The sequence below is a fragment of the Streptomyces zhihengii genome, from assembly GCF_016919245.1.
GTDB classification, from domain to species: Bacteria; Actinomycetota; Actinomycetes; order Streptomycetales; family Streptomycetaceae; genus Streptomyces; species Streptomyces zhihengii.
In genome coordinates this window covers 3,519,242-3,540,860 of the sequence record NZ_JAFEJA010000001.1, presented here as the reverse complement: position 1 = coordinate 3,540,860, position 21,619 = coordinate 3,519,242, and the positions used below count along the sequence as shown (strand labels likewise).

General features: G+C 72.5%; 24 protein-coding genes and 4 tRNA genes. 18 read left to right on the top strand and 10 right to left on the bottom strand.

What is annotated here, in order from left to right:
• Nucleotides 1-2: 2 nt before the first annotated feature.
• The 4 genes from JE024_RS14760 to JE024_RS14745 form a co-directional block, all read right to left on the bottom strand.
• Entirely contained in the window at nucleotides 3-1,250 is a 1,248-nt protein-coding gene (locus JE024_RS14760) for an APC family permease (RefSeq protein WP_244882855.1), read from the bottom strand.
• Between the two features lie 99 nt (nucleotides 1,251-1,349).
• Nucleotides 1,350-2,123, bottom strand: a complete 774-nt coding sequence (locus JE024_RS14755) for an alpha-ketoglutarate-dependent dioxygenase AlkB family protein (protein WP_205374019.1) — start codon at nucleotides 2,121-2,123, stop codon at nucleotides 1,350-1,352.
• Nucleotides 2,120-2,626, bottom strand: a complete 507-nt coding sequence (locus JE024_RS14750) for a methylated-DNA--[protein]-cysteine S-methyltransferase (protein WP_205374018.1) — start codon at nucleotides 2,624-2,626, stop codon at nucleotides 2,120-2,122. Before JE024_RS14750 ends, JE024_RS14755 begins: the two co-directional genes overlap by 4 nt.
• 192 nt (nucleotides 2,627-2,818) lie before the next feature.
• A complete protein-coding gene (locus tag JE024_RS14745; protein ID WP_187741848.1) occupies nucleotides 2,819-3,307 on the bottom strand; it encodes a YajQ family cyclic di-GMP-binding protein in 489 nt (162 codons plus the stop codon).
• A 194-nt stretch (nucleotides 3,308-3,501) separates the two neighbouring features.
• On the opposite strand from JE024_RS14745, the gene JE024_RS14740 reads away from it, so the two are divergent.
• A tRNA-Tyr gene (locus tag JE024_RS14740) sits at nucleotides 3,502-3,583 on the top strand.
• Nucleotides 3,584-3,690: 107 nt separating this feature from the next.
• Here JE024_RS14740 and JE024_RS14735 read toward each other — a convergent pair.
• The 3 genes from JE024_RS14735 to JE024_RS14725 all read right to left on the bottom strand — a co-directional run bounded on the left by JE024_RS14735 (nucleotide 3,691) and on the right by JE024_RS14725 (nucleotide 6,299).
• Complete coding sequence (locus JE024_RS14735; protein WP_205374017.1) at nucleotides 3,691-4,200, bottom strand: GyrI-like domain-containing protein; 510 nt, start codon at nucleotides 4,198-4,200, stop codon at nucleotides 3,691-3,693.
• A 48-nt stretch (nucleotides 4,201-4,248) separates the two neighbouring features.
• Nucleotides 4,249-4,905, bottom strand: a complete 657-nt coding sequence (locus JE024_RS14730) for an SDR family oxidoreductase (protein ID WP_205374016.1) — start codon at nucleotides 4,903-4,905, stop codon at nucleotides 4,249-4,251.
• Between the two features lie 158 nt (nucleotides 4,906-5,063).
• The gene (locus JE024_RS14725; protein ID WP_205374015.1) at nucleotides 5,064-6,299 is read right to left on the bottom strand and encodes an amidohydrolase family protein; all 1,236 of its coding nucleotides are present in this window, start codon (nucleotides 6,297-6,299) and stop codon (nucleotides 5,064-5,066) included.
• Nucleotides 6,300-6,585: 286 nt separating this feature from the next.
• On the opposite strand from JE024_RS14725, the gene JE024_RS14720 reads away from it, so the two are divergent.
• The 8 genes from JE024_RS14720 (at nucleotide 6,586) to JE024_RS14685 (ending at nucleotide 11,629) form a co-directional block, all read left to right on the top strand.
• Nucleotides 6,586-6,658: transfer RNA gene (locus JE024_RS14720), tRNA-Thr, on the top strand.
• A 47-nt stretch (nucleotides 6,659-6,705) separates the two neighbouring features.
• Nucleotides 6,706-6,778, top strand: a tRNA-Met gene (locus JE024_RS14715).
• A 118-nt stretch (nucleotides 6,779-6,896) separates the two neighbouring features.
• On the top strand, nucleotides 6,897-7,061 hold the full coding sequence (gene rpmG, locus JE024_RS14710) for a 50S ribosomal protein L33 (protein WP_003956487.1): 165 nt from the start codon (nucleotides 6,897-6,899) through the stop codon (nucleotides 7,059-7,061).
• A 146-nt stretch (nucleotides 7,062-7,207) separates the two neighbouring features.
• Nucleotides 7,208-7,660 carry a MaoC family dehydratase N-terminal domain-containing protein gene (locus JE024_RS14705; protein ID WP_205374014.1) on the top strand — a complete coding sequence of 151 codons (453 nt, stop codon included), beginning with the start codon at nucleotides 7,208-7,210 and terminating at the stop codon, nucleotides 7,658-7,660.
• Entirely contained in the window at nucleotides 7,660-8,088 is a 429-nt protein-coding gene (locus JE024_RS14700; protein WP_205374013.1) for a MaoC family dehydratase, read from the top strand. The genes JE024_RS14705 and JE024_RS14700 overlap by 1 nt, the downstream gene beginning before the upstream one ends.
• Nucleotides 8,089-8,230: 142 nt before the next feature.
• The gene (locus JE024_RS14695; RefSeq protein ID WP_205376546.1) at nucleotides 8,231-8,836 is read left to right on the top strand and encodes a TetR/AcrR family transcriptional regulator; all 606 of its coding nucleotides are present in this window, start codon (nucleotides 8,231-8,233) and stop codon (nucleotides 8,834-8,836) included.
• 151 nt (nucleotides 8,837-8,987) lie between these two features.
• Complete coding sequence (locus tag JE024_RS14690) at nucleotides 8,988-10,463, top strand: DHA2 family efflux MFS transporter permease subunit (RefSeq protein ID WP_205374012.1); 1,476 nt, start codon at nucleotides 8,988-8,990, stop codon at nucleotides 10,461-10,463.
• Nucleotides 10,464-10,573: 110 nt separating this feature from the next.
• The gene (locus JE024_RS14685) at nucleotides 10,574-11,629 is read left to right on the top strand and encodes a UDP-N-acetylmuramate dehydrogenase (protein ID WP_205374011.1); all 1,056 of its coding nucleotides are present in this window, start codon (nucleotides 10,574-10,576) and stop codon (nucleotides 11,627-11,629) included.
• Between the two features lie 79 nt (nucleotides 11,630-11,708).
• On the opposite strand, the gene JE024_RS14680 is transcribed toward JE024_RS14685, so the two are convergent.
• A complete protein-coding gene (locus tag JE024_RS14680) occupies nucleotides 11,709-12,341 on the bottom strand; it encodes an NAD(P)-dependent oxidoreductase (protein ID WP_205374010.1) in 633 nt (210 codons plus the stop codon).
• 88 nt (nucleotides 12,342-12,429) lie between these two features.
• Between JE024_RS14680 and JE024_RS14675 the strand changes: the two genes are divergently transcribed.
• The gene (locus JE024_RS14675) at nucleotides 12,430-13,044 is read left to right on the top strand and encodes a TetR/AcrR family transcriptional regulator (protein WP_205374009.1); all 615 of its coding nucleotides are present in this window, start codon (nucleotides 12,430-12,432) and stop codon (nucleotides 13,042-13,044) included.
• 323 nt (nucleotides 13,045-13,367) lie between these two features.
• Here the strand turns inward: JE024_RS14675 and JE024_RS14670 are convergent, their stop codons facing one another.
• Together JE024_RS14670 and JE024_RS14665 are read right to left on the bottom strand one after the other, a co-directional pair.
• The gene (locus JE024_RS14670; RefSeq protein ID WP_205374008.1) at nucleotides 13,368-14,399 is read right to left on the bottom strand and encodes an adenosine deaminase; all 1,032 of its coding nucleotides are present in this window, start codon (nucleotides 14,397-14,399) and stop codon (nucleotides 13,368-13,370) included.
• A 230-nt stretch (nucleotides 14,400-14,629) separates the two neighbouring features.
• The gene (locus JE024_RS14665; RefSeq protein ID WP_205374007.1) at nucleotides 14,630-15,856 is read right to left on the bottom strand and encodes a pyridoxal phosphate-dependent aminotransferase; all 1,227 of its coding nucleotides are present in this window, start codon (nucleotides 15,854-15,856) and stop codon (nucleotides 14,630-14,632) included.
• Between the two features lie 217 nt (nucleotides 15,857-16,073).
• Here JE024_RS14665 and JE024_RS14660 point away from each other — a divergent pair.
• The 8 genes from JE024_RS14660 to rplL all read left to right on the top strand — a co-directional run bounded on the left by JE024_RS14660 (nucleotide 16,074) and on the right by rplL (nucleotide 21,343).
• A tRNA-Trp gene (locus JE024_RS14660) sits at nucleotides 16,074-16,146 on the top strand.
• 106 nt (nucleotides 16,147-16,252) lie between these two features.
• Nucleotides 16,253-16,534, top strand: coding sequence for a preprotein translocase subunit SecE (secE, locus tag JE024_RS14655; RefSeq protein WP_205374006.1), 282 nt, complete (start codon nucleotides 16,253-16,255; stop codon nucleotides 16,532-16,534).
• A gap of 74 nt (nucleotides 16,535-16,608) precedes the next feature.
• A complete protein-coding gene (gene nusG, locus JE024_RS14650; RefSeq protein ID WP_205374005.1) occupies nucleotides 16,609-17,508 on the top strand; it encodes a transcription termination/antitermination protein NusG in 900 nt (299 codons plus the stop codon).
• A gap of 166 nt (nucleotides 17,509-17,674) precedes the next feature.
• Entirely contained in the window at nucleotides 17,675-18,109 is a 435-nt protein-coding gene (gene rplK / locus JE024_RS14645) for a 50S ribosomal protein L11 (RefSeq protein WP_003956479.1), read from the top strand.
• A gap of 105 nt (nucleotides 18,110-18,214) precedes the next feature.
• Nucleotides 18,215-18,943 (top strand): 50S ribosomal protein L1, encoded by a 729-nt coding sequence (rplA, locus tag JE024_RS14640; protein ID WP_205374004.1) that lies wholly within the window; start codon nucleotides 18,215-18,217, stop codon nucleotides 18,941-18,943.
• 146 nt (nucleotides 18,944-19,089) lie between these two features.
• A complete protein-coding gene (locus tag JE024_RS14635; protein ID WP_205374003.1) occupies nucleotides 19,090-20,043 on the top strand; it encodes an SCO4651 family lipoprotein in 954 nt (317 codons plus the stop codon).
• Between the two features lie 277 nt (nucleotides 20,044-20,320).
• The gene (gene rplJ / locus JE024_RS14630) at nucleotides 20,321-20,851 is read left to right on the top strand and encodes a 50S ribosomal protein L10 (protein WP_187741863.1); all 531 of its coding nucleotides are present in this window, start codon (nucleotides 20,321-20,323) and stop codon (nucleotides 20,849-20,851) included.
• Nucleotides 20,852-20,962: 111 nt separating this feature from the next.
• Nucleotides 20,963-21,343, top strand: coding sequence for a 50S ribosomal protein L7/L12 (gene rplL, locus JE024_RS14625; protein ID WP_187741864.1), 381 nt, complete (start codon nucleotides 20,963-20,965; stop codon nucleotides 21,341-21,343).
• Nucleotides 21,344-21,619 lie beyond the last annotated feature (276 nt).

Below are 21,619 nucleotides of genomic sequence, written 5' to 3'. Positions count from 1 at the left end.
CGTCACCCCCGTGTGTCCCGGCGCCGCTCGCGGCTCCGGACCAGCGCGTACACGACGGCGCCCGCCGCCAGGGTCCCCGCCCCGCCGGCCACCGAGGCGGCGGGCAGCGAGAAGGCGAGCGCCGCACAGCCCAGCAGGCCGCAGCCCGCGGTGATCCGCGCCACCGGTGTGCCCAGGGTCCAGGCGGCCGCGTTGGCGACGGCGTAGTACGCCAGCACCCCGAACGACGAGAAGCCGATCGCCCCGCGCAGGTCGGCCGTCGCCGCCACCACGGCGACCAGGGCCCCCACGGCCATCTCGGCGTGGTGCGGCACCCCGGTCCGCGGATGGACGGCCGAGAGCGTGCGGGGCAGCCTGCCGTCCCTGGCCATGGCCAGCGTCGTGCGCGAGATGCCGAGGATCAGCGCGAGCAGCGAGCCCAGGGCGGCCACCACGGCACCCGCCCGCACCACGGGCCCCAGCCACGGGACACCCGCCGCCGCCACGGCGTCGGCCAGCGGCGCCGTCGCCTCCGCCAGGCCGCCGGGCCCCAGCACCCCGAGGACGGAGAGGGCCACGGCGGCGTACACGGCGAGCGCGATGCCGAGGGCCACCGGCACGGCCCGCGGGATCGTCCGCGCCGGGTCCCGCACCTCCTCGCCCAGGGTGGCGATCCTGGCGTACCCGGCGAAGGCGAAGAACAGCAGGCCCGCCGCCTGGAGCACCCCGCCCGGTGTCACGCCGGCCGCCGCGGACCCCGGGGCGGCACCGGCGGTGTCCGAGGACAGACAGGCGACGACCACCGCGGCGAGGACCGCCAGCACCGCCGCGACGATCACCCTCGTGACCAGGGCCGACTTCCGCACGCCCGCGCAGTTCACCGCGGTCAGCGCCACCACCGCCGCGACGGCCACGGCGTGCGCCTGCTCCGGCCAGGCGTACACGCCCACCGTCAGCGCCATCGCCGCGCACGAGGCCGTCTTGCCGACGACGAACGCCCACCCCGCGAGCCAGCCCCAGAAGTCACCGAGCCGTTCCCGGCCGTAGACGTAGGTGCCGCCCGACTCCGGGTGGAGCGCCGCGAGACGCGCCGAGGACATGGCGTTGCAGTAGGCGACGGCACCCGCCAGCGCGAGCCCCGCCGGCAACCAGGAGCCGGCCGCCCGTGCGGCGGGGCCGAGGGCGGCGAAGATCCCGGCCCCGATCATCGCGCCGAGGCCGACGACCACCGCGTCGGACATCCCCAGCGAGCGGCGCAGCGTGTCGGTCATGCGCGGCACCGTACCGGCACGCACGGCCCCGTCCCGGGCCGCGGGGCGTCCGGCGGGCGAACACCGCGTGACCGGCGGGCGCACACGGTACGGCGGCCCTCAGGCGCCCCGGGGCAGACCCGTCTCCCGCAGGGTGATGTTCAGCCGGCCGCCCGCCAGCCCGGCCGCCGGATCCCCGGCGCCCGGCAGCACCTTCGGCACCCCGTGGTACGCGAAGCGCGACGGCCCGCCGAAGACGAAGAGGTCGCCCGAGCGCAGCTCCACGTCCGTCCACGGACGGCCCCGCGACGCGGTGTTGCCGAACCGGAAGACACAGGGGTCGCCGATGCTCAGGGACACCACCGGGGCCGTGGAGCGCTCCTCCCGGTCCCGGTGCATCCCCATCCGGGCGTTCCCCTCGTAGAAGTTGATCAGCGCGGTGTCCGGCGTGTAGCCCCCGGCCCCGGCCGCCACGCCCCCGGCCCCGGCCTCCACGCCGTACGCCCCGGCCGCCACGCCCCCGGCCCCGGCCTCCACGCCGTACGCCCCGGCCGCCACGCCCCCGGCACCGGCGTCCTCCCCGTACGCCTCGGCCAGCGCCCGTCGCCCCAGGCCGACCAGCCACGGGGGAAACGCCGCGACCCTCGCGCCGTTCACGTCGTCGGCGGTGCGGGAGTACCGGTACGGCTGCCAGTGCCAGCCGAGGCACACCGTCCGCACCGACATCACCCCGCCGCCCGGCAGCGCGGTGTGCCGGAACGGCACCGGCCCGCGGCCCCAGGCACGGCAGGCGTCGACCAGCTCGCGCCGGAGATCCGCGCCGAGCCACCCGGGCACGTGCACCGCCCCGGGCGCGACGACCGCCCGCTCCCTCGGGAAGAGCTCCTCGTTCACGACGGGAGCGCGCCCTCCAGGCCCAGCAGGTGCGCCTTGGCCGGCAGTCCCCCCGCGTAGCCGCGCAGCGCGCCGTCGGCGCCGATCACCCGGTGGCAGGGGCGCACCACGAGCAGCGGATTGCGCCCGATCGCCGTGCCCACGGCACGCACGCCGACGGCGGACGTGCCGACCCGGGCGGCGATCTCCTTGTACGTCGTCGTCCGCCCGTAGGGCACGTCCTCCAGCGCCCGCCACACCCTGCGCTGGAACTCCGTCCCGCCGGGCGTGCACGCGACGGTGAAACGGATCCGCTCCCCGGCGAAGTACGCCTCCAGCTGCCGCGCGATCTCCCGGAACGCCGCCGGCTCCCGCCGCCCGCCGTCCGCCACGAGCGCGGCCCCCTTCTGCCCGGGCAGCGACAGGGAGGTGAGCGCGGTGCCGCCCGCGGCCGTGTCGGACGCCTCGCCGATCAGCAGCAGCTCGCCGAGCGGACTGTCGACGATCTCGTGCACGGTGGCCATGGCCCGGGTCCTTCCGAAGGTGTTCCGTCTCGCCTTGCACCTACGAGTCTGCGCCCCGCCCCGGCCGCCCGCTGGCGGGATTCGGACGCCCAGCCCGCCCAGCCCAGCCGCCCCGCCCGCCCCCGTGCGACGACGCGGGGGCGGAACGGCCGAGCCGTCCGCCCCCGTGCGCACCCGGTCACCCGGGCGAGGTCACCGGTAGTTCACGAACTGGAGCGCGAAGTCGAAGTCCTGCCCCTTGAGCAGCGCCTGCACGGCCTGCAGATCGTCCCGGCTCTTGGAGCTGACCCGCAGCTCCTCGCCCTGGACCTGCGCCTTGACGCCCTTGGGGCCCTCGTCGCGGATGACCTTCGCCACCTTCTTGGCGTTCTCCTGGGAGATGCCCTCCTCGATGGAGGCGAAGATCTTGTACTCCTTGCCGGAGAGCTGCGGCTCGCCCGCGTCCAGCGCCTTCAGCGAGATCCCGCGCTTGACCAGCTTCGTCTGGAAGACGTCCAGGATCGCGTTGACGCGGTCCTCGGAGTTCGCCTGCATCAGGATCTTCTCGCCGGACCAGGCGATCGACGCGCCGACGTTCTTGAAGTCGTAGCGCTGGGAGATCTCCTTGGCGGCCTGGTTGAGGGCGTTGTCGACCTCCTGCCGCTCGACCTTCGAGACGATGTCGAAACTGGAGTCGGCCATGTCCTGTGGCTCCTTCGTCGGGTGGCTTCGGTGCGGTCCTGAAAGCCCGCACCGCTCGCCCAAGCCTAGCCACCCGCCCCCGCCCCGAGTGCTGATCAATCGGGTGGCGGAGCACCCCCGCGCATCGGGTATCGTTTACGTCGTCGCCACGGAGCACAGCCCCGCAGAGGGTCCGCTTCCGGCGGCAATCCCATGGCGGTGTGCCCGAGTGGCCAATGGGAGCGGACTGTAAATCCGTCGGCTTAGCCTACCCAGGTTCGAATCCTGGCGCCGCCACGCGATGGAACGGCCCCTGATCAGCGGAAACGCAATCAGGGGCCGTTCTGCTGTGCACGTGACGCGGGAGCCGGCCCGCCGTGGGCGGGAGGGCCGCCCGAGGCGGCTCAGTCGGCCAGCCGGAAGGCGAGTTCGACCTCCCACTTCGACGGGTCCGGCTCCACCCGGGGATCCGTCAGATAGGACTCCAGCCGGCAGGCCCAGTGCTCCACCCCGCCGACCTCGGTCATGTCCCACTCCAGGCCCTCGTGCCGGGCCCACTCCCGCAGCCGGGTCACGACGTCGAAGAGCTCGTCGGGGTGGCCGAGGTGGGTCACCGTGACATAGCGGCCGGCCGGGAGGACGCCGATGCCGATGTCGCCCTCGGGCTCGGGCGTCACGGTCACGGGCACGCCGGCCTCGACGACCGACTCCGCGTCCATGTCGAGGGCGTTGTACCGGAAGAACGGCGCCCCGGCGAAGGGGGTCCCGCGTCCGGCGAGCCAGCCGACCAGTTCGGGCAGCCGGTCCGCGAGCACGGCGAACTCGTCCATGCGCACGGAACCGCGGATGTAGGCGTAGACCTGCTCGTCCCGCGTGACGATCGACGGGCTGATGCCGGGTGTCTGTCGGTTCATGACCTCAAGGACTTCGGGAGGGGGCGGAATTCATCGGTGCGGAGCGCCTCAGTTGCCGGCGACGTCCCTCACGGCGACCGCCACCGGCACGGAACCGGAGACGAGTTCGAGGGTGAGCCCCGCGGTGGCGGTCGACTCCACCATCTCCGCGAGCACGGCCGCGACGTCGTCGCGGGGGACCGGTCCCCGGCCCGTCGACGCCTCCAGGCGCACCAGGCCCGTACCGGCGTCGTCCGTGAGCATGCCGGGCCGCAGCACGGTCCAGTCGAGCGCGCTCCTGCTGCGCACGTAGTCGTCGGCGGCCCCCTTGGCCCGCAGGTACACGTCGAAGACCTCGTCGCCCTCGTGCGCGGAGTCCGCGCCCATCGAGGAGATCACGACGCAGCGCCGCACACCGGCCCGTTCGGCGCCGTCGGCGAAGAGCACGGCCGCGCCGCGGTCCACCGTGTCCTTGCGGCCGGTCCCGCTGCCCGGGCCCGCTCCCGCGGCGAAGACGACGGCGTCCGCGCCCTGGAGCACCCCGGCCACCTCCTCCACGGAGGCGCTCTCCAGATCGAGGAGCACCGGCTCGGCGCCGGCCGCCCTCAGGGCGTCGCCCTGTTCGGGTCTGCGGATGATGCCCGCGACCTCGTGACCCGCCGCGGAGAGCAGCCGTTCGAGACGGAGGGCGATCTGACCGTGTCCACCTGCGATGACGATGCGCATGCCTACGACCGTACGTCCGAAGCCCGTTCCCCGCCCACGAAGCCGCCCCGCGACACCCCCGCCACCGCCCGCCGGGCGGACGGGCGACCGGCTGCCCCACCGCGCATCGGCTCCGCGTGACGGCGCGTCGGGCCCGGGGCCCGCACCGTGACGGGGCGTCAGGGGCCGGGGTCCGGCCGTCCCTGGCGCGGGAGTTCGAGCGCGACCGCGGCCGCCGAGTCGCAGTACTCCCGCACCGCGCTGGTGCGCGCCACCACTCTGCCCCGGTGGATCACGATGCGGCTGTACGCCAGGGACAGCACGCCCGAGAGCTGGGTGCCGCGCACCGCCAGCAGCTCCGCCGGGAAACCGGCCTCCACCCGCACCTCGGGCAGGCCCATCACCTCGCGGGCGGCGCCCGCCACGCAGTCGTACGCGTCCGAAGGGCGCATCCCGGCCTGCGAGGCGAGCAGGTAGGCCGCCTCCAGCGGGTCGCCGCGGCCCGCCGGGTTGCACACGGTGTCCCGCAGGGCGCCGCTGCCCGCGGCCACCCGGACCCCGGCGGCCCGCAGCAGCCGCACCGGCGCGTTCCCCCGGTGCTCCACCCCGGCGCAGCCGCCCTGCGGCAGCGAGACGACATGGACACCGGCCGCCGCCAGCCGGTCGGCGGTCCTCGCGGCGACGTCGCGCGGCAGGCGGGCGAGACCCGCGCAGGGGCCGATGGTGACCCCCGGCCGCATCCCCCCGGCCATCGCCGCCAGGCGGGCCAGCCGGGCGGGGTCGTCACCGTGGGTGTGCAGATCGACCGGGCAGCCGTGCTCGGCGGCGATCTCCAGGACGCGTTCGGTGTAGCCGATGGGGTCGGGGTCGGCGTCCGGGCAGCCGCCGACCACGCCGGCGCCCATCTTCATGGCGTCCCGCAGGACGGCGATCCCGTCGGCGCCCGCCGCGCCGGTCAGCAGCCGGGGCGCGGCGACGGCGGTCAGGTCGGCCAGCCCGCGCAGCGCCCGCCGGGCCCCGAGCACGGCCTCCAGCGTGCCGAGCCCCTGCACGTCCCCGATCCGCACATGGCAGCGCAGTGCGGTCGCGCCGTGGCCCAGTTGCAGGAGGGCCGCCTCGGTGGCGCGGCGCTGCACATCGGCGGGGGCGTACGAGACCGGGCCGGGGGTCTCGGCGCTGAGCGCGGTGTCGCCGTGGGCGTGGGGCTCGGCGGGCGCGGGCAGCAGCAGATGGCCGGTGAGGTCGATGCGGGCGGAGTGGGGCGGCAGGCTGCCCGCCGTGCCGACCGCCTCGATGCGGCCGCCGCCGAGCCGTACGTCGACGGTGCGCCCGTCGGTGAGCCGGGCGCCGCACAGCAGCAGTGCGCTGGAGTCCGCGGTCGCGCCGTCGGAGGGCTGCGGCTGGCTGTCGGGCATCGCGCTCCTGTGAGGGCGGGGGACTCTGGCCGTACCGGCAACACGCCCCAGGCGTGAGGCGAGCCTAGGGGTGTGCGCGGTGCGCTTCGAGGAGGAGCGCAATAGTCGTACCGGTGTGGTCACTCGTGGCGTACGGGACGCGCGGGGCGCCCCGGGAGCAAGCCGGACAACGGGGGCGTGGCCGCGGGGTGACGGCGGGGGTGCCCGGGGCGTCGCCGAGCCCGGGACGGGGCGGTGAAACGGATTTGGGCGATCGGCGGGCGACCGTGTAATGTCTTCATCGCTCGCCCCAATAGCTCAGTCGGTAGAGCGTCTCCATGGTAAGGAGAAGGTCTACGGTTCGATTCCGTATTGGGGCTCTGGTGAACGGTGAACCTCGCCTTCGGGCGAGGGGATCCGTCATCAAAGCGGTGTAGCTCAGTCGGTAGAGCAAGCGGCTCATAATCGCTGTGTCACCGGTTCAAGTCCGGTCACCGCTACACACAGTAGCCGATTGCGGGGTCGGTCCTTCAATCGGCTACTCTTTTATGTCCCCATCAATGCCATTCGGCGCTGAAGGGGCATCCATCCGTCCATCGTCCGTCAAGGAGCACTCACGTGGCTGCCACCGACGTCCGCCCGAAGATCACGCTGGCCTGCGTGGAGTGCAAGGAGCGGAACTACATCACCAAGAAGAACCGGCGCAACAACCCGGACCGTCTTGAGATGAAGAAGCACTGCCCGCGCTGCAACTCGCACACGGCGCACCGCGAAACGCGCTGAACCAGGCTTGTGCACGAGGCCGTCCCCACTGGGGGCGGCCTCGTGTCGTTTGTGCGGACGCCTCGCGCGGTCCGGCGGAGATCAACGGGCCGCCTGTCCGTGCTCGGCAGCCGCATCACCGTGTCAACCAAGGAGGGAACCAGTCCATGGCGCTCGACCAGTCCTTCGTCGGGCGGACCTATCCGCCCACCGCGCCGTACGAGGTGGGCCGGGAGAAGATCCGCGAGTTCGCCGAGGCCGTCGGTGACGCGAACCCGGCGTACACCGACCGGGACGCGGCCGCCGCGCTCGGTCACGCCGATGTGATCGCCCCGCCCACGTTCGTCTTCGCCATCACCTTCAAGGCGGCGCGTGAGGTGGTGCAGGACCCGCAGCTCGGGCTGGACTACAGCCGGGTGGTGCACGGCGACCAGAAGTTCGCCTACCGCCGCCCGGTGCGGGCGGGGGACCGGCTGACGGTCACCTCCACCATCGAGGCGATCAAGTCCATGGCCGGCAACGACATCCTGGACGTCCGCGGCGAGGTGCACGACGAGGCCGGCGAGCATGTCGTGACGGCGTGGACGAAGCTGGTGGCGCGCGCCGCCGAGGAGGCGTGATGGCAGCGAAGATCGCGTACGCGGACGTCGAGGTCGGCACCGAACTGCCCCCGGCGAGCTTCCCGGTGGACCGCGCCACGCTGGTGCGGTACGCGGGCGCCTCCGGTGACTTCAACCCGATCCACTGGAACGAGAAGTTCGCCGTCGAGGTGGGCCTGCCGGACGTCATCGCGCACGGCATGTTCACCATGGCCGAGGCGATCCGGGTGGTCACCGACTGGCTCGGCGACCCGGGCGCGGTCGTCGAGTACGGCGTCCGCTTCACCAAGCCCGTCGTCGTGCCGAACGACGACAAGGGCGCGGTCGTCGAGGTCAGCGGCAAGGTCGCGGCGCTCCTCGACGACCAGCGGGTGCGGGTCGACCTGACGGCCACCTGCGCCGGCCAGAAGGTGCTGGGCATGGCCCGCGCGGTGGTCCAGCTCGCCTGACGCGGCGGGCCGGCCGGCCGGTGAGCGGTGAGCGGTGACGGAGAGGGGGGCGCCCGGACGGGCGCCCCCCTCTCCCGTGCCGGGGCCGCGTACGGGCTTGACCAAGTTAGTTATTGGCCACTAACTTAATCGCATGGTCAGGATGAGCGCCGAGGAGCGCCGGGAGAGTGTCGTCCGTGCGGCGATCGCCGAGTTCGCCCGTGCCGGGTACAACGGCACGTCGACCGAGGCCATCGCCCGGCGGGTCGGCGTCTCCCAGCCGTACCTCTTCCGGCTCTTCCCGAACAAGCAGGCGATCTTCCTCGCGGCGGCCACCCGCTGTCTCACCGATGTGCGGGACGTGCTGGCCGGGGCCGCCGACGGGCTGGAGGGCCGGGAGGCCCTCGACTGCATGGCGGGGGCCTATCAGCGGCTGATCGCGGAGGATCCCGAGAAGCTGCTCATGCAGATGCAGACGTACGTCGCCGTCGCGGCGGCCGAGGCCGAGGGCGACCACGCGTTCGGCGACCGGATCCGGCGCGGCTGGCTGGAGTTGTGGGACGGCGTCCACGTCGGCCTCGGTGCCGACGTGGACGAGACCACGACGTTCCTCGCCTACGGGATGCTCGCCAACGTCCTGGTCTCCATGGGCTTCCCGGCCGGTCACCGGATCTGGTCCGGCTTCTACCTCTCGGCCCGCCCCGCTCCACCGCCGGGTCAGGACGTCCCGGAGGGCGGGGAGGGGGAGTCGCACCGCCCGCGGGAGTGACCGGCCGGCCGTCGCGCACCGCGTGACCGCGCTTCCCGTCCCGGTCGTGAGGCACGTTCCCTCCGGTTCCGTCCGTTCCACCGCGTTCACCCGTTGCACCGAGTTCTGCCCGCAAAAGTTAGTCATCAATAACTAACCCCATGGGGGAGCAGTGAACCCGAAACAGCGTCCCGTCCCGCGCGCCACCGCGCTGTGGACCGTCGTCGTCACCAGCGTCGCCGGATTCATGGCGGCCCTCGACAACCTCGTCGTCACCACCGCCCTCCCCTCTATCCGCGCCGACCTCGGCGGCACGCTGGAGGACCTGGAATGGACGGTCAACGCCTACACCCTGACCTTCGCCGTCCTGCTGATGCTCGGCGCCGCGCTCGGTGACCGGTTCGGCCGGCGCAGGCTCTTCGTCGTGGGCCTCGCCGTCTTCACCGGGGCCTCCGCCGCCGCCGCGCTCGCCCCCGGCATCGGTGCCCTGGTCGCTGCGCGGGCCGTGCAGGGCGTGGGTGCGGCGATCATGATGCCGCTGACCCTCACCCTGCTCACCGCGGCCGTCCCGGCCGCCCGCCGCGGCGCCGCCCTCGGCGTCTTCGGGGCGATCACCGGGCTGGCCGTGGCCAGCGGCCCCCTGGTCGGCGGCTCGCTCACCGAGCACCTCTCCTGGCAGTGGATCTTCTGGCTGAACGTGCCGGTCGGCGCCGTGCTGCTGCCCCTCGCCCGCTTCCGGCTCGGCGAGTCCCGCGCCCCCGGCGCCCGGCTGGACGTGCCCGGCACCCTGCTCGTCAGCGGCGGCCTCTTCGGGATCGTCTACGGGCTGGTCAACGGCGAGGGCCACGGCTGGACGAGCCCCCGCGTGCTGCTCGCCCTCGTCGGCGGCGCGGCCCTGCTGGCGGCGTTCGTGCGGCACGGGACGGTGGCCCGGGCGCCCATGCTGCCGATGCGCCTGTTCCGCGACCGCGCCTTCCTCGGGATCAACGCCGCGAGCCTGCTGATGTTCCTCGGCATGTTCGGCTCGATCTTCCTGCTCAGCCAGTTCCTCCAGACGGTGGCCGGCTACTCGCCCACCGAGGCCGGGCTGCGGATGCTGCCCTGGACGGGGATGCCGCTGCTGGTCGCGCCGTTCGCCGGGATCCTCTCCGACCGGATCGGCGGGCGCCCCGTCGTCGCCGCCGGCCTGGCGCTCCAGGCGGCCGGGCTCGGCCTGTACGCCCTGGTCCTGGAGCCCGGGATGTCGTACCCGGCCCAGCTCCCGGGGCTGATCCTCGGCGGGCTCGGGATGGCGCTGTTCTTCGCCCCCGCGGCGAGCGTGGTGATGGGCAGCGTCCGCCCCGCCGAGCAGGGCATCGCCTCCGGCGCCAACAACGCCCTCCGCGAGGTCGGCGGCGCCCTCGGCATCGCGGTCCTCGGGGCGGTGTTCGCCGCGCGGGGCGGGTACGAGTCGGGGCAGGCGTTCACCGACGGCACGGTCCCGGCGCTGTGGATCGGCGCGGCGGTGGTCGCCCTCGCCGCGGCGGCCGCCCTGATGATCCCCTCCGCCCGGGTGCCGCGCGGCGGCCGGGCCGTGGCCACCGAGCCGGGTGCCGCCGCCGGCGCCGCGGCCCCCGCCCGGGGCGAGCCGGCACCGGCGGCCGGGTGAGGCCGGGCCGCGGTGCCCCGGGGCCGCACGGTCCCGGGGCACCGGGTCGCCGCGTCGCCCGGCCGCGGCCCCGCCCAGGTGGCGGGGGCGCGGACCGTACCCTTGTCCCCGTGCAGGTACTCCACGACGCCCCCCTCGCTCCCCTGACGACCTTCCGGCTCGGCGGTCCGGCCACCCGCCTGGTGGTGGCCACCACCGACGACGAGGTGATCTCCGTCGTCCGTGAGGCCGACGACACCGGTACCCCGCTGCTGATCGTCGGCGGCGGGAGCAACCTGGTCATCGGCGACAAGGGCTTCGACGGGACCGCCCTGCGCATCGCCACCCGCGGCTTCTCGCTCGACGGGACCCGGCTGGAGCTGGCGGCGGGGGACAACTGGACGGACGCGGTCGCCCGCACCGTCGAGGCGGGCCTGGCGGGCGTCGAGTGCCTCGCCGGCATCCCCGGCTCGGCCGGCGCCACCCCGATCCAGAACGTCGGCGCCTACGGCCAGGAGGTGTCGCACACGATCACCGAGGTCGTCGCGTACGACCGCACGGCCGGCGAGACGGTCACGCTGACCGGCGAGGAGTGCGCCTTCTCGTACCGGCACAGCCGCTTCAAGGAGCACCCCGAGCGCTATGTCGTCCTGCGCGTACGGTTCGCGCTGGAGGACGCGGGCGGCCTGTCCGCCCCCGTGCGGTACGCCGAGACGGCACGGCGTCTGGGCATCGAGGTCGGCGAGCGGGTCCCGGCCGCCGAGGCGCGCCGGACGGTGCTGGCGCTCCGCGCGGGCAAGGGCATGGTGCTCGACCCCGCGGACCACGACACCTGGTCGGCGGGCTCCTTCTTCACCAACCCGATCCTGACCGCCGCGCAGTACGCCGACTTCCTGGACCGGGTCCGCGACCGCCTCGGCGACGACGTGGCCCCGCCCGCGTATCCCGCGGGCGACGGGTTCACCAAGACCTCCGCCGCCTGGCTCATCGACCGGGCCGGTTTCACCAAGGGGTACGGGCAGGGCCCGGCGCGCATCTCCACCAAGCACGCCCTCGCCCTCACCAACCGGGGCGAGGCCACCACGGAGGACCTGCTGGCGCTCGCCCGCGAGGTGGTCGCCGGGGTCCGGGACGCGTTCGGCGTCACCCTGGTCAACGAGCCGGTGACGGTCGGCGTCAGCCTCTGAGCCCCGGAGCGCCTCGGCTCCGCAGCCCCGGTGCGCCGGAGGGCCCTGGGGCCTGAACAGCGCGGCGCGGAGGGGGCGTTCAGTACGCGACGCCCACGCCCCGGCCGACCGTCGCCGGGTCCGCCGTCATCGCCAGCATCGCGTGTGCCACGTCGGCCCGGCCGATGACCCGCGCGCTGCGCGGGTTGGCGCCGACGGCCGTGCGGTACCGCCCGGTCAGCGGCCTGTCCACCAGCCTCGGCGGGCGTACGGCGGTCCAGTCGGCGGCACTGCGCGCGAGCGCCTCCTCCATGGCCCGCAGATCCGTGTAGACGTCCTTCAGCACCGCGCCGACGAGCGCGGTCATCGCCCGGTCCGGCAGCGGATCCCGTCCGGCCGGGGCGCCCAGCGGGGCGGCGCTCACCACCAGCAGCCGGCGCACCTCCTCGGCCTCCATCGCGGCCAGCACGACGCGGGTGAGCCGCGCCGCGACCCCCGCGTCGGCCTTCCTGCGGGCGCCCAGCCCGGACAGCACCGCGTCGCGTCCGGCGACGGCCGGGCGCAGGGCGTCCGGATCGCTGAGGTCGGCGGGGAACACCTTCAGACGCGGGCCGCCGGCGTCGAGCCGGGCGGGGTCCCGCACCACGGCCGTGACCCCGTGCCCGGCGTCCAGCGCCTGCCGGACGATCTCCCGGCCGATGCCGCCGGTGGCTCCGAAGACGGTGAGCTCCATCGTGCACACTCCAAAAGGTGGGTGAGTACTCACTCACCACTAGGGTGAGTGAGTACTCACCCCTGCGTCAAGGAGAAGCGGAGCGGACATGGAGCGGAAGCCGACCCGAGCGCGCATCGTCGACGCCGCCTGCGAGCTGATGCTCACGCTCGGCCTGGCCCGTACGACGACCAAGGAGATCGCCCGGGCCGCCGGCTGCTCCGAGGCGGCGCTGTACAAGCACTTCACCGGCAAGGAGGAGCTGTTCGTCACGGTGCTGGAGGAGCGGCTGCCCGGACTGGGCGCCCTGCTCACCCGTCTCGTCACCGAACCGGGCGGCGCGAGCGTCGAGGAGAACCTCACCGAGATCGCCCGCCAGGCCGCCCTCTTCTACGAGCGCACCTTCCCCATGGCCGCCTCCCTCTACGCCGAGCCCCGGCTGAAGCGCCGGCACGAGGAGGGCATGCGGCGCCTGGGCACCGGGCCGCACCGGCCGATCGAGGGGCTCACCGCCTACCTCGACGCGGAACGCGAGGCCGGCCGGATCCACCCGGAGGCCGACACCCACGCGGCCGCCTCCCTGCTCCTCGGCGCGTGCGCCCAGCGCGCCTTCGCCTACGACGCCACCGGCGACGGCAGGCCGCCCCGGCCGCTGGACGACTTCGCCGCGGGCCTGGCACGCACCCTGCTGCGCGGCATCGCCCCGGCGGATCCCCCGCGCTGACCGGCGGCCCGTGCAGACCGCCCGCCCCGGCCGGACCCCGGTCAGGTCACCGCGCGGACCCCGCCGCCGCCCGCGCCCCGGCCCGCCCGGGAGTCGTGTCGGACGCCGCCGCCCGCGCCCCGGCCCGCCGCCCGGGAGTCGTGCCGGACGCCGCCGCCGCCCGCGCCCCGGCCCGCCGCCCGGGAGTCGTGCCGGACGCCGTCCCGGGAGCTGCGCCGGGCCCACCGGCCGGGCCCGCAGCCGGGCCCGCCGCCGGGCCCACCGTGCCGGACGCCGTCCCGCCCCCCCGTTGCGCCGCCCGGCGCCCGGCCCCCGGACCCCGATCAGGCGGTCGGCGGCTGTGCCAGCCAGTCGTCGACGCCGGCCAGCAGCTTGGCCCGCACGTCCTCCGGCGCCGCCGACCCCCGCACCGACTGGCGTGCCAGCTCGGCCAGTTCCGCGTCCGTGAAGCCGTGGTGGCGCCGGGCCAGCTCGTACTGGGCGGCGAGGCGCGAGCCGAAGAGCAGCGGGTCGTCCGCGCCGAGCGCCATCGGGACCCCCGCGTCGAAGAGCGTCCGCAGCGGCACGTCCGCCGGCTTCTCGTAGACGCCGAGCGCGACGTTGGACGCCGGGCACACCTCGCAGGTGATCTGCCGCTCGGCGAGCTTGCGCATCAGCCGGGGGTCCTCCGCCGCGCGCACGCCGTGGCCGATGCGGGCGGCGTGGAGGTCGTCGAGGCAGTCGCGCACCGAGGCCGGCCCGGTGAGCTCGCCCCCGTGCGGGGCGGCCAGCAGCCCGCCCTCGCGGGCGATGGCGAAGGCGCGGTCGAAGTCCCGCGCCATGCCCCGGCGTTCGTCGTTGGAGAGGCCGAAGCCCACGATGCCGCGGTCGGCGTAGCGCACGGCGAGCCGGGCCAGGGTGCGGGCGTCCAGCGGGTGCTTCATCCGGTTCGCGGCGACCAGCACCCGCATGCCCAGTCCGGTCTCCCGCGAGGCGGAGTCCACGGCGTCGAGGATGACCTCCAGGGCGGGGATCAGCCCGCCCAGCCGCGGCGCGTACGAGGTGGGGTCGACCTGGATCTCCAGCCAGCCCGAGCCGTCCCTGATGTCCTCCTCGGCGGCCTCCCGCACGAGCCGCCGGATGTCCTCCGGCTCACGCAGGCAGGAGCGGGCCATGTCGTACAGCCGCTGGAAGCGGAACCAGCCCCGTTCGTCGGTCGCGCGCAGCTTCGGCGGCTCCCCGCCGGTCAGCGCCTCCGGCAGGTGCACGCCGTACTTGTCGGCGAGTTCGAGCAGGGTGGCGGGGCGCATCGACCCGGTGAAGTGCAGATGCAGATGGGCCTTCGGCAGAAGCGAGAGATCGCGTACGTGCTCCATCAGGTGATCCTGCCTCAGTGCGACCGGACGCGGCAGGGGGTTTCCCCGATCGGGCGCTTGCCCGAACGCACGACGCAGCCGCGGCGAGGGCCCCGCGACCGGCACGACGCCGCCACCCGGACCCGCGAGGACGCCCCGGAACGCGCCTGCCCGGCCGGGGACCCCCGAAACGCGCGCGGCGCCCGCCCCGGGGACCGGGACGGGCGCCGCGCGGGCAGTGGGGAGGGCCGTCAGGCCTTCGCCTCCGCGAGCAGCTTCTGGATCCGCGAGACTCCCTCGACCAGGTCCTCGTCGCCGAGCGCGTACGACAGGCGCAGGTAGCCGGGGGTGCCGAAGGCCTCGCCGGGCACGACCGCGACCTCGACCTCGTCCAGGATCAGGGCGGCGAGCTCCACCGAGGTCTGCGGGCGCTTGCCGCGGATCTCCTTGCCGAGCAGGCCCTTCACCGACGGGTAGGCGTAGAACGCGCCCTCGGGGGTCGGGCACACCACGCCGTCGATCTCGCTCAGCATCTTCACGATGGTCTGGCGGCGGCGGTCGAACGCCTTGCGCATCTCCTTCACGGCCTCCAGGTCGCCGGAGACGGCGGCCAGCGCGGCGACCTGCGCCACGTTGGAGACGTTGGAGGTGGCGTGCGACTGGAGGTTGGTCGCGGCCTTCACGACGTCCTTGGGGCCGATGATCCACCCCACGCGCCAGCCGGTCATCGCGTACGTCTTGGCGACGCCGTTGACCACGATGCACTTCTCGCGGAGCGCCGGCACCAGGGCGGGCAGCGAGGTGAACGTCGCGTCGCCGTAGACGAGGTGCTCGTAGATCTCGTCGGTCAGCACCCACAGGCCGTGCTCGGCGGCCCACTCGCCGATCGCGCGGGCGTCGGCCTCGCTGTAGACCGCGCCGGTCGGGTTGGACGGCGAGACGAACAGGACGACCTTCGTCCGCTCGGTGCGCGCGGCCTCCAGCTGCTCCACCGAGACCCGGTAGCCGGTGGTCTCGTCGGCGACGACCTCGACCGGCACGCCGCCCGCGAGCCGGATCGACTCGGGGTACGTGGTCCAGTACGGGGCGGGGACGACGACCTCGTCACCCGGGTCGAGGATCGCGGCGAACGCCTCGTAGATGGCCTGCTTGCCGCCGTTGGTCACCAGGATCTGGGCGGGGTCGACCTCGTACCCGGAGTCCCGGAGGGTCTTCTCGGCGATGGCCTTCTTCAGCTCGGGCAGACCGCCGGCCGGCGTGTAGCGGTGGTACTTCGGGTTGCGGCAGGCCTCGACGGCGGCCTCGACGATGTAGTCGGGCGTCGGGAAGTCGGGCTCACCCGCGCCGAAGCCGATCACCGGACGCCCGGCGGCCTTGAGGGCCTTGGCCTTGGCGTCGACGGCGAGGGTCGCGGACTCGGAGATCGCGCCGATGCGGGCGGAGACCCGGCGCTCGGTGGGAGGGGTTGCAGCGCTCATGCGGCCCATGCTCCCAGACGCCAAACCGGGGCGGCACACAGGTTTCGAGGAGCGGACAACAGTGGTCAGAAGCGGACCGTCCCACCGCCGGAGTGGATCGTGTTCGACGCCGGGCCTGGGAACACGTACACTCAACCGTCGTTGGCCTTCACCAGCCACATCCGCACCGGGCACTTAGTGCATCCGGCCGGATGCGGTAGGTTGGGGGGCACCACAAAGGGTCGTAGCTCAATTGGTAGAGCACTGGTCTCCAAAACCAGCGGTTGGGGGTTCAAGTCCCTCCGGCCCTGCTACACACACCTTCGCCAGGCTGTGTGCGCATGTACGTACTTCAATGCACCGCCGTGCGGCTCCACCGGGCGCGGCACGGCCGACCCGGGAATCAGGTGAGAGATCGTGACGGACGCCGTGGGCTCCATCGACATGCCTGATGCCGAGGACGAGTCGCGGGACAAGAAGCCCCGCAAGGGCGGCAAGCGCGGCAAGAAGGGCCCGCTGGGCCGCCTCGGCCTCTTCTACCGCCAGATCGTCGCCGAGCTCCGCAAGGTCGTCTGGCCTACGCGCAGCCAGCTGACGACGTACACCACAGTGGTGATTATCTTCGTCGTCGTCATGATCGGCCTCGTGACCGTGATTGACTTCGGCTTCCAGGAAGCAGTCAAGTACGTCTTCGGCTGATCCGCGGAGGGCGCCGTCAAACGGCGCCCCTTTCGCATGTTCCACCCATATGTATCCAGGAAGAAGCAGCCACCGTGTCTGACGCGAACCTGAACGACTCCGCCCGGTCCGGCGAGAGCTTCGAGTCCACCGAGGACGAGCTCGACATCGTCGAGGCGGCAGACGCTGTGGATCCGGACGAGGCCGAGGCCGCCGACGACGCCGCGGGCGAGGCCGCCGAGGACGCAGCACTGCACACCGAGGACGACTCCTCCGCCGACGAGGACGAGGCCGAGGACGACGAGCCCGCCGGCGAGGACGACGAGGCCGCCGAGGCGGAGGCCGAGGACGAGCCCGCCGCCGAGCCCGAGGCCCCGGCCGACCCGATCGCCGCACTGCGTGACGAACTCCGCGGTCTGCCCGGCGAGTGGTACGTGATCCACACCTACGCGGGCTACGAGAAGCGCGTGAAGGCCAACCTGGAGCAGCGTGCCGTCTCGCTGAACGTCGAGGACTTCATCTACCAGGCCGAGGTCCCCGAGGAAGAGATCGTCCAGATCAAGAACGGCGAGCGCAAGAACGTCCGGCAGAACAAGCTGCCCGGCTATGTGCTCGTCCGCATGGACCTGACGAACGAGTCCTGGGGCGTCGTGCGCAACACGCCCGGTGTCACCGGCTTCGTGGGCAACGCCTACGACCCGTACCCGCTGACGCTGGACGAGATCGTCAAGATGCTCGCCCCCGAGGCCGAGGAGAAGGCCGCCCGCGAGGCCGCCGAGGCCGAGGGCAAGCCGGCTCCGGCCCGCAAGGTCGAGGTCCAGGTCCTGGACTTCGAGGTCGGCGACTCGGTCACCGTCACCGACGGCCCGTTCGCCACGCTCCAGGCCACGATCAACGAGATCAACGCCGACTCGAAGAAGGTCAAGGGCCTCGTCGAGATCTTCGGCCGCGAGACCCCGGTCGAGCTGAGCTTCGACCAGATCCAGAAGAACTGAACCTTCTGGACGTACGGCTTCCGAACAGGTCGGACCGCCCATTCCGGGCTGTCTGACCTGCTCGGTTTTTGGCCGCGCATCAATACCCGTTATCGTTGTGCGGTATGCCTCCATCCGGATGACCGGACGGAGTGCCGAAAACTCTCACTAGACCCGGAGAGAGCACATGCCTCCCAAGAAGAAGAAGGTCACGGGGCTTATCAAGCTCCAGATCCAGGCCGGCGCGGCCAACCCGGCTCCGCCGGTCGGTCCCGCCCTGGGTCAGCACGGCGTCAACATCATGGAGTTCTGCAAGGCCTACAACGCCGCGACCGAGTCGCAGCGTGGCATGGTCGTGCCGGTGGAGATCACGGTCTACGAGGACCGTTCCTTCACCTTCGTGACCAAGACTCCGCCGGCCGCCAAGCTGATCCTCAAGGCCGCGGGTGTGGACAAGGGCTCCGGCGAGCCGCACAAGACCAAGGTCGCCAAGCTGACGCGCGACCAGGTCCGTGACATCGCCACCACCAAGATGCCCGACCTGAACGCCAACGACCTGGACGCCGCGGAGAAGATCATCGCCGGCACCGCCCGTTCCATGGGCATCACGGTCGAGGGCTGACAGTCCCCGTAAGACCTCAGTGGCAGGGCCAGCGCCGGCCCGGACCACGACTCCACACCTGAGCCGTGCGGCGACCCCGCATGGTGTTACTCCACAGGAGAAGAAGTGAAGCGCAGCAAGGCTCTCCGCGGCGCGGACGCCAAGGTCGACCGGGAGCGGAACTACGCCCCGCTCGAGGCCGTCCGTCTCGCCAAGGACACCGCCGCCACCAAGTTCGACGGCACCGTCGAGGTCGCCTTCCGCCTGGGTGTCGACCCGCGCAAGGCGGACCAGATGGTCCGTGGCACCGTCAACCTTCCGCACGGCACCGGCAAGACCGCCCGGGTCCTGGTCTTCGCGACCGGTGACCGTGCTGCGGCAGCGGAAGCCGCGGGCGCCGACATCGTCGGCTCCGACGAACTGATCGACGAGATCTCCAAGGGCCAGCGCCTGAACGAGTTCGACGCGGTCGTCGCCACCCCGGACCTCATGGGCAAGGTCGGCCGCCTGGGCCGCGTGCTCGGTCCGCGTGGTCTGATGCCGAACCCGAAGACCGGCACCGTCACGATGGACGTCGCCAAGGCCGTCAACGAGATCAAGGGCGGCAAGATCGAGTTCCGCGTCGACAAGCACTCGAACCTGCACTTCATCATCGGCAAGGTTTCCTTCGACGAGACGAAGCTGGTCGAGAACTACGCGGCGGCGCTGGACGAGATCCTCCGTCTGAAGCCGTCCGCCGCCAAGGGCCGCTACATCAAGAAGGCGACCCTGACGACGACGATGGGCCCCGGCATCCCGCTGGACTCCAACCGCACCCGCAACCTCCTCGTCGAGGAGGACCCGGCCGCCGTCTGATCCCAGGACGGCAGCCGCGGGTCTCGCGTCTGAAGAACCGGCCCCCACCGCGCAGTTGAGGCGGTGGGGGCCGGTTTTCCTTTTCTCCGGTGTGGTACCCGTGGGTTACGGTTAAAGAGTTCGCAAACGACAACCAGGGGTGGGGAATGAGCAAGTCGGTCATGAGGCGCGCGGGCGTGGCGGTCACGGCTCTCGCGGTGATCGCCGGTGTCGCCGGCTGTCAGGGCGAGGAGAAGAAGGCCGCCGACGCGCCCGCCGCGAAGGCGAAGACGCAGGACCGTTCGGCGGCCACCCAGGCCCTGACGGCCGCGTTCGAGAAGACCTCCGAGGCCAAGTCCGCCAAGGTGCGGATGACGATGAAGATGCCGGCCTCCATGGAGGGCGGCGGCGACATGGAGATGACGGGCGTCATGGGGTGGGACCCGACGCTGATGGACATGACGGTGAAGGGCGAGGCGTTCCAGACCGAGCCCGGCGGCCCCGAGCAGATGCGCATGCTCATGGTCGACAACGTGATGTACATGGACATGGGCGCCGAGGCCGCCAAGGACATGGACGGCAAGCGCTGGATGAAGATGGACATCGGCGCGATAGCCGAGCAGTCCGGCGACAAGGAACTGCAGAAGCAGATGACCGGCGGCCTGGAGAACATGAACCAGGACCCGGCCGCCCAGCTCGCCATCCTGCTCGACTCGCCCAACCTGAAGCACGTGGGCTCCGAGAAGGTCGGCGGCGTCGACACGGACCACTACAAGGGCTCGCTCACCGTCGCCGAGATGGTCGACGCCAACGAGTCCCTCGACGTGCTCTCCGCGGAGGAGCGCAAGAGCCTGCTGCAGGGCGTCGAGAATGCCGGCATCGAGGGCTACGACATCGAGGTCTGGGTCGACGGCGACGGCTACCCGGCCAAGATGAACGTGGGCATGGACAGCCCCGAGGGCGCCATGACGATCGTGGCCGAGTACTCCGACTACGGCGCCAAGGCCACCGTGCAGACCCCTCCGGCCGGCGAGACCGTCGACCTGATGGAGATGCTGAGTGAGCTCGGCGAGGGTCTCGAGGCCGCCCAGGACGCCCAGTCGGACTCGGCCGCTTCCTGACCCGGCGGCCGCAGTTGACCGGATTTGCCTGACGGGGATCCGTTCCCGTACTCTTCCACAGAAGCCAAAGACCGCTGGTCGTTGCCGTGCTCTCCTTCCCGAGGGTCCGGTGGCCGAAGGATCCGCTCAGAGCGGACGACCCGCGCAGGTGACTGTGGAAAGCTCCCGGACGGTTTCCGTTCCGGTCGAGCTACGCCCCGTGCGCCTGCGCCGGGGCGTTTCGTTTTGTTCAGCCCCTTCTGAGCGGTCCTCATCACCCGGAAGGAGGCCGACGCTCATGGCAAGGCCCGACAAGGCTGCCGCGGTAGCCGAGCTCGCGGAGCAGTTCCGCAGCTCGAACGCCGCTGTGCTGACCGAGTACCGGGGTCTCACCGTGGCGCAGCTCAAGACGCTGCGTCGTTCGCTCGGTGAGAACGCCCAGTACGCCGTGGTGAAGAACACGCTGACCAAGATTGCGGCCAATGAGGCCGGGATCACCTCGCTCGACGACCACTTCGCTGGTCCGACGGCGGTTGCCTTCATCACCGGTGACCCGGTGGAGTCGGCGAAGGGTCTTCGTGACTTCGCCAAGGACAACCCGAACCTGATCATCAAGGGCGGTGTCCTTGATGGCAAGGCGCTGTCCGCCGATGAGATCAAGAAGCTCGCGGACCTCGAGTCCCGCGAGGTTCTGCTCGCCAAGCTGGCGGGTGCCTTCAAGGGCAAGCAGACGCAGACTGCTCAGCTCTTCCAGGCGCTTCCCTCGAAGTTCGTCCGCACCGCGGAGGCGCTTCGTGCCAAGCAGGCCGAGCAGGGCGGTGCCGAGTAATTCGGCTCGCGCAATGACCCTCGCCGCCTAGGCGCGGGTCGCAGCGGGCCGAAATGTACGCCCGCCTACATGTACACACGGCACCAGCCGAATGAGTGGAAGGACGCCATCATGGCGAAGCTGTCCCAGGACGACCTGCTCGCGCAGTTCGAAGAGATGACCCTCATCGAGCTCTCCGAGTTCGTGAAGGCCTTCGAGGAGAAGTTCGACGTCACCGCCGCCGCGGCCGTCGCCGCCGCCCCGGCCGGCCCGGCCGCCGCCGCCGAGGCCGTCGAGGAGCAGGACGAGTTCGACGTCATCCTCACCGGCGCCGGCGAGAAGAAGATCCAGGTCATCAAGGTCGTGCGCGAGCTGACCTCCCTGGGTCTGAAGGAGGCCAAGGACCTCGTCGACGGCACCCCGAAGCCGGTCCTCGAGAAGGTCGCCAAGGAGGCCGCGGAGAAGGCTGCCGAGTCCCTCAAGGCCGCCGGCGCCTCCGTCGAGGTCAAGTGACCTCACGAGTCCCCGTGACTCACTGAGCGTGCGCGTCGGGAGTCCGCCGACTCCCGGTGTGTAACGCACGCACACCGAAGGGCGATCATCCAACCGGGTGGTCGCCCTTCGGCATGCGGGCGGGCCGGTGGAGGCTGCCTTGCTCTTCCCGCTGTGCGGGGTAGGGTGATCATGGCCGTCTGCGGAGCGAATCCGCAGGCAGACGCCCCGCTCCCGGTGGCCTGCGGGCGACCCTTGGCGGCAGCCCGGGGGCAGGGGGCCTTGACGAACCGCACG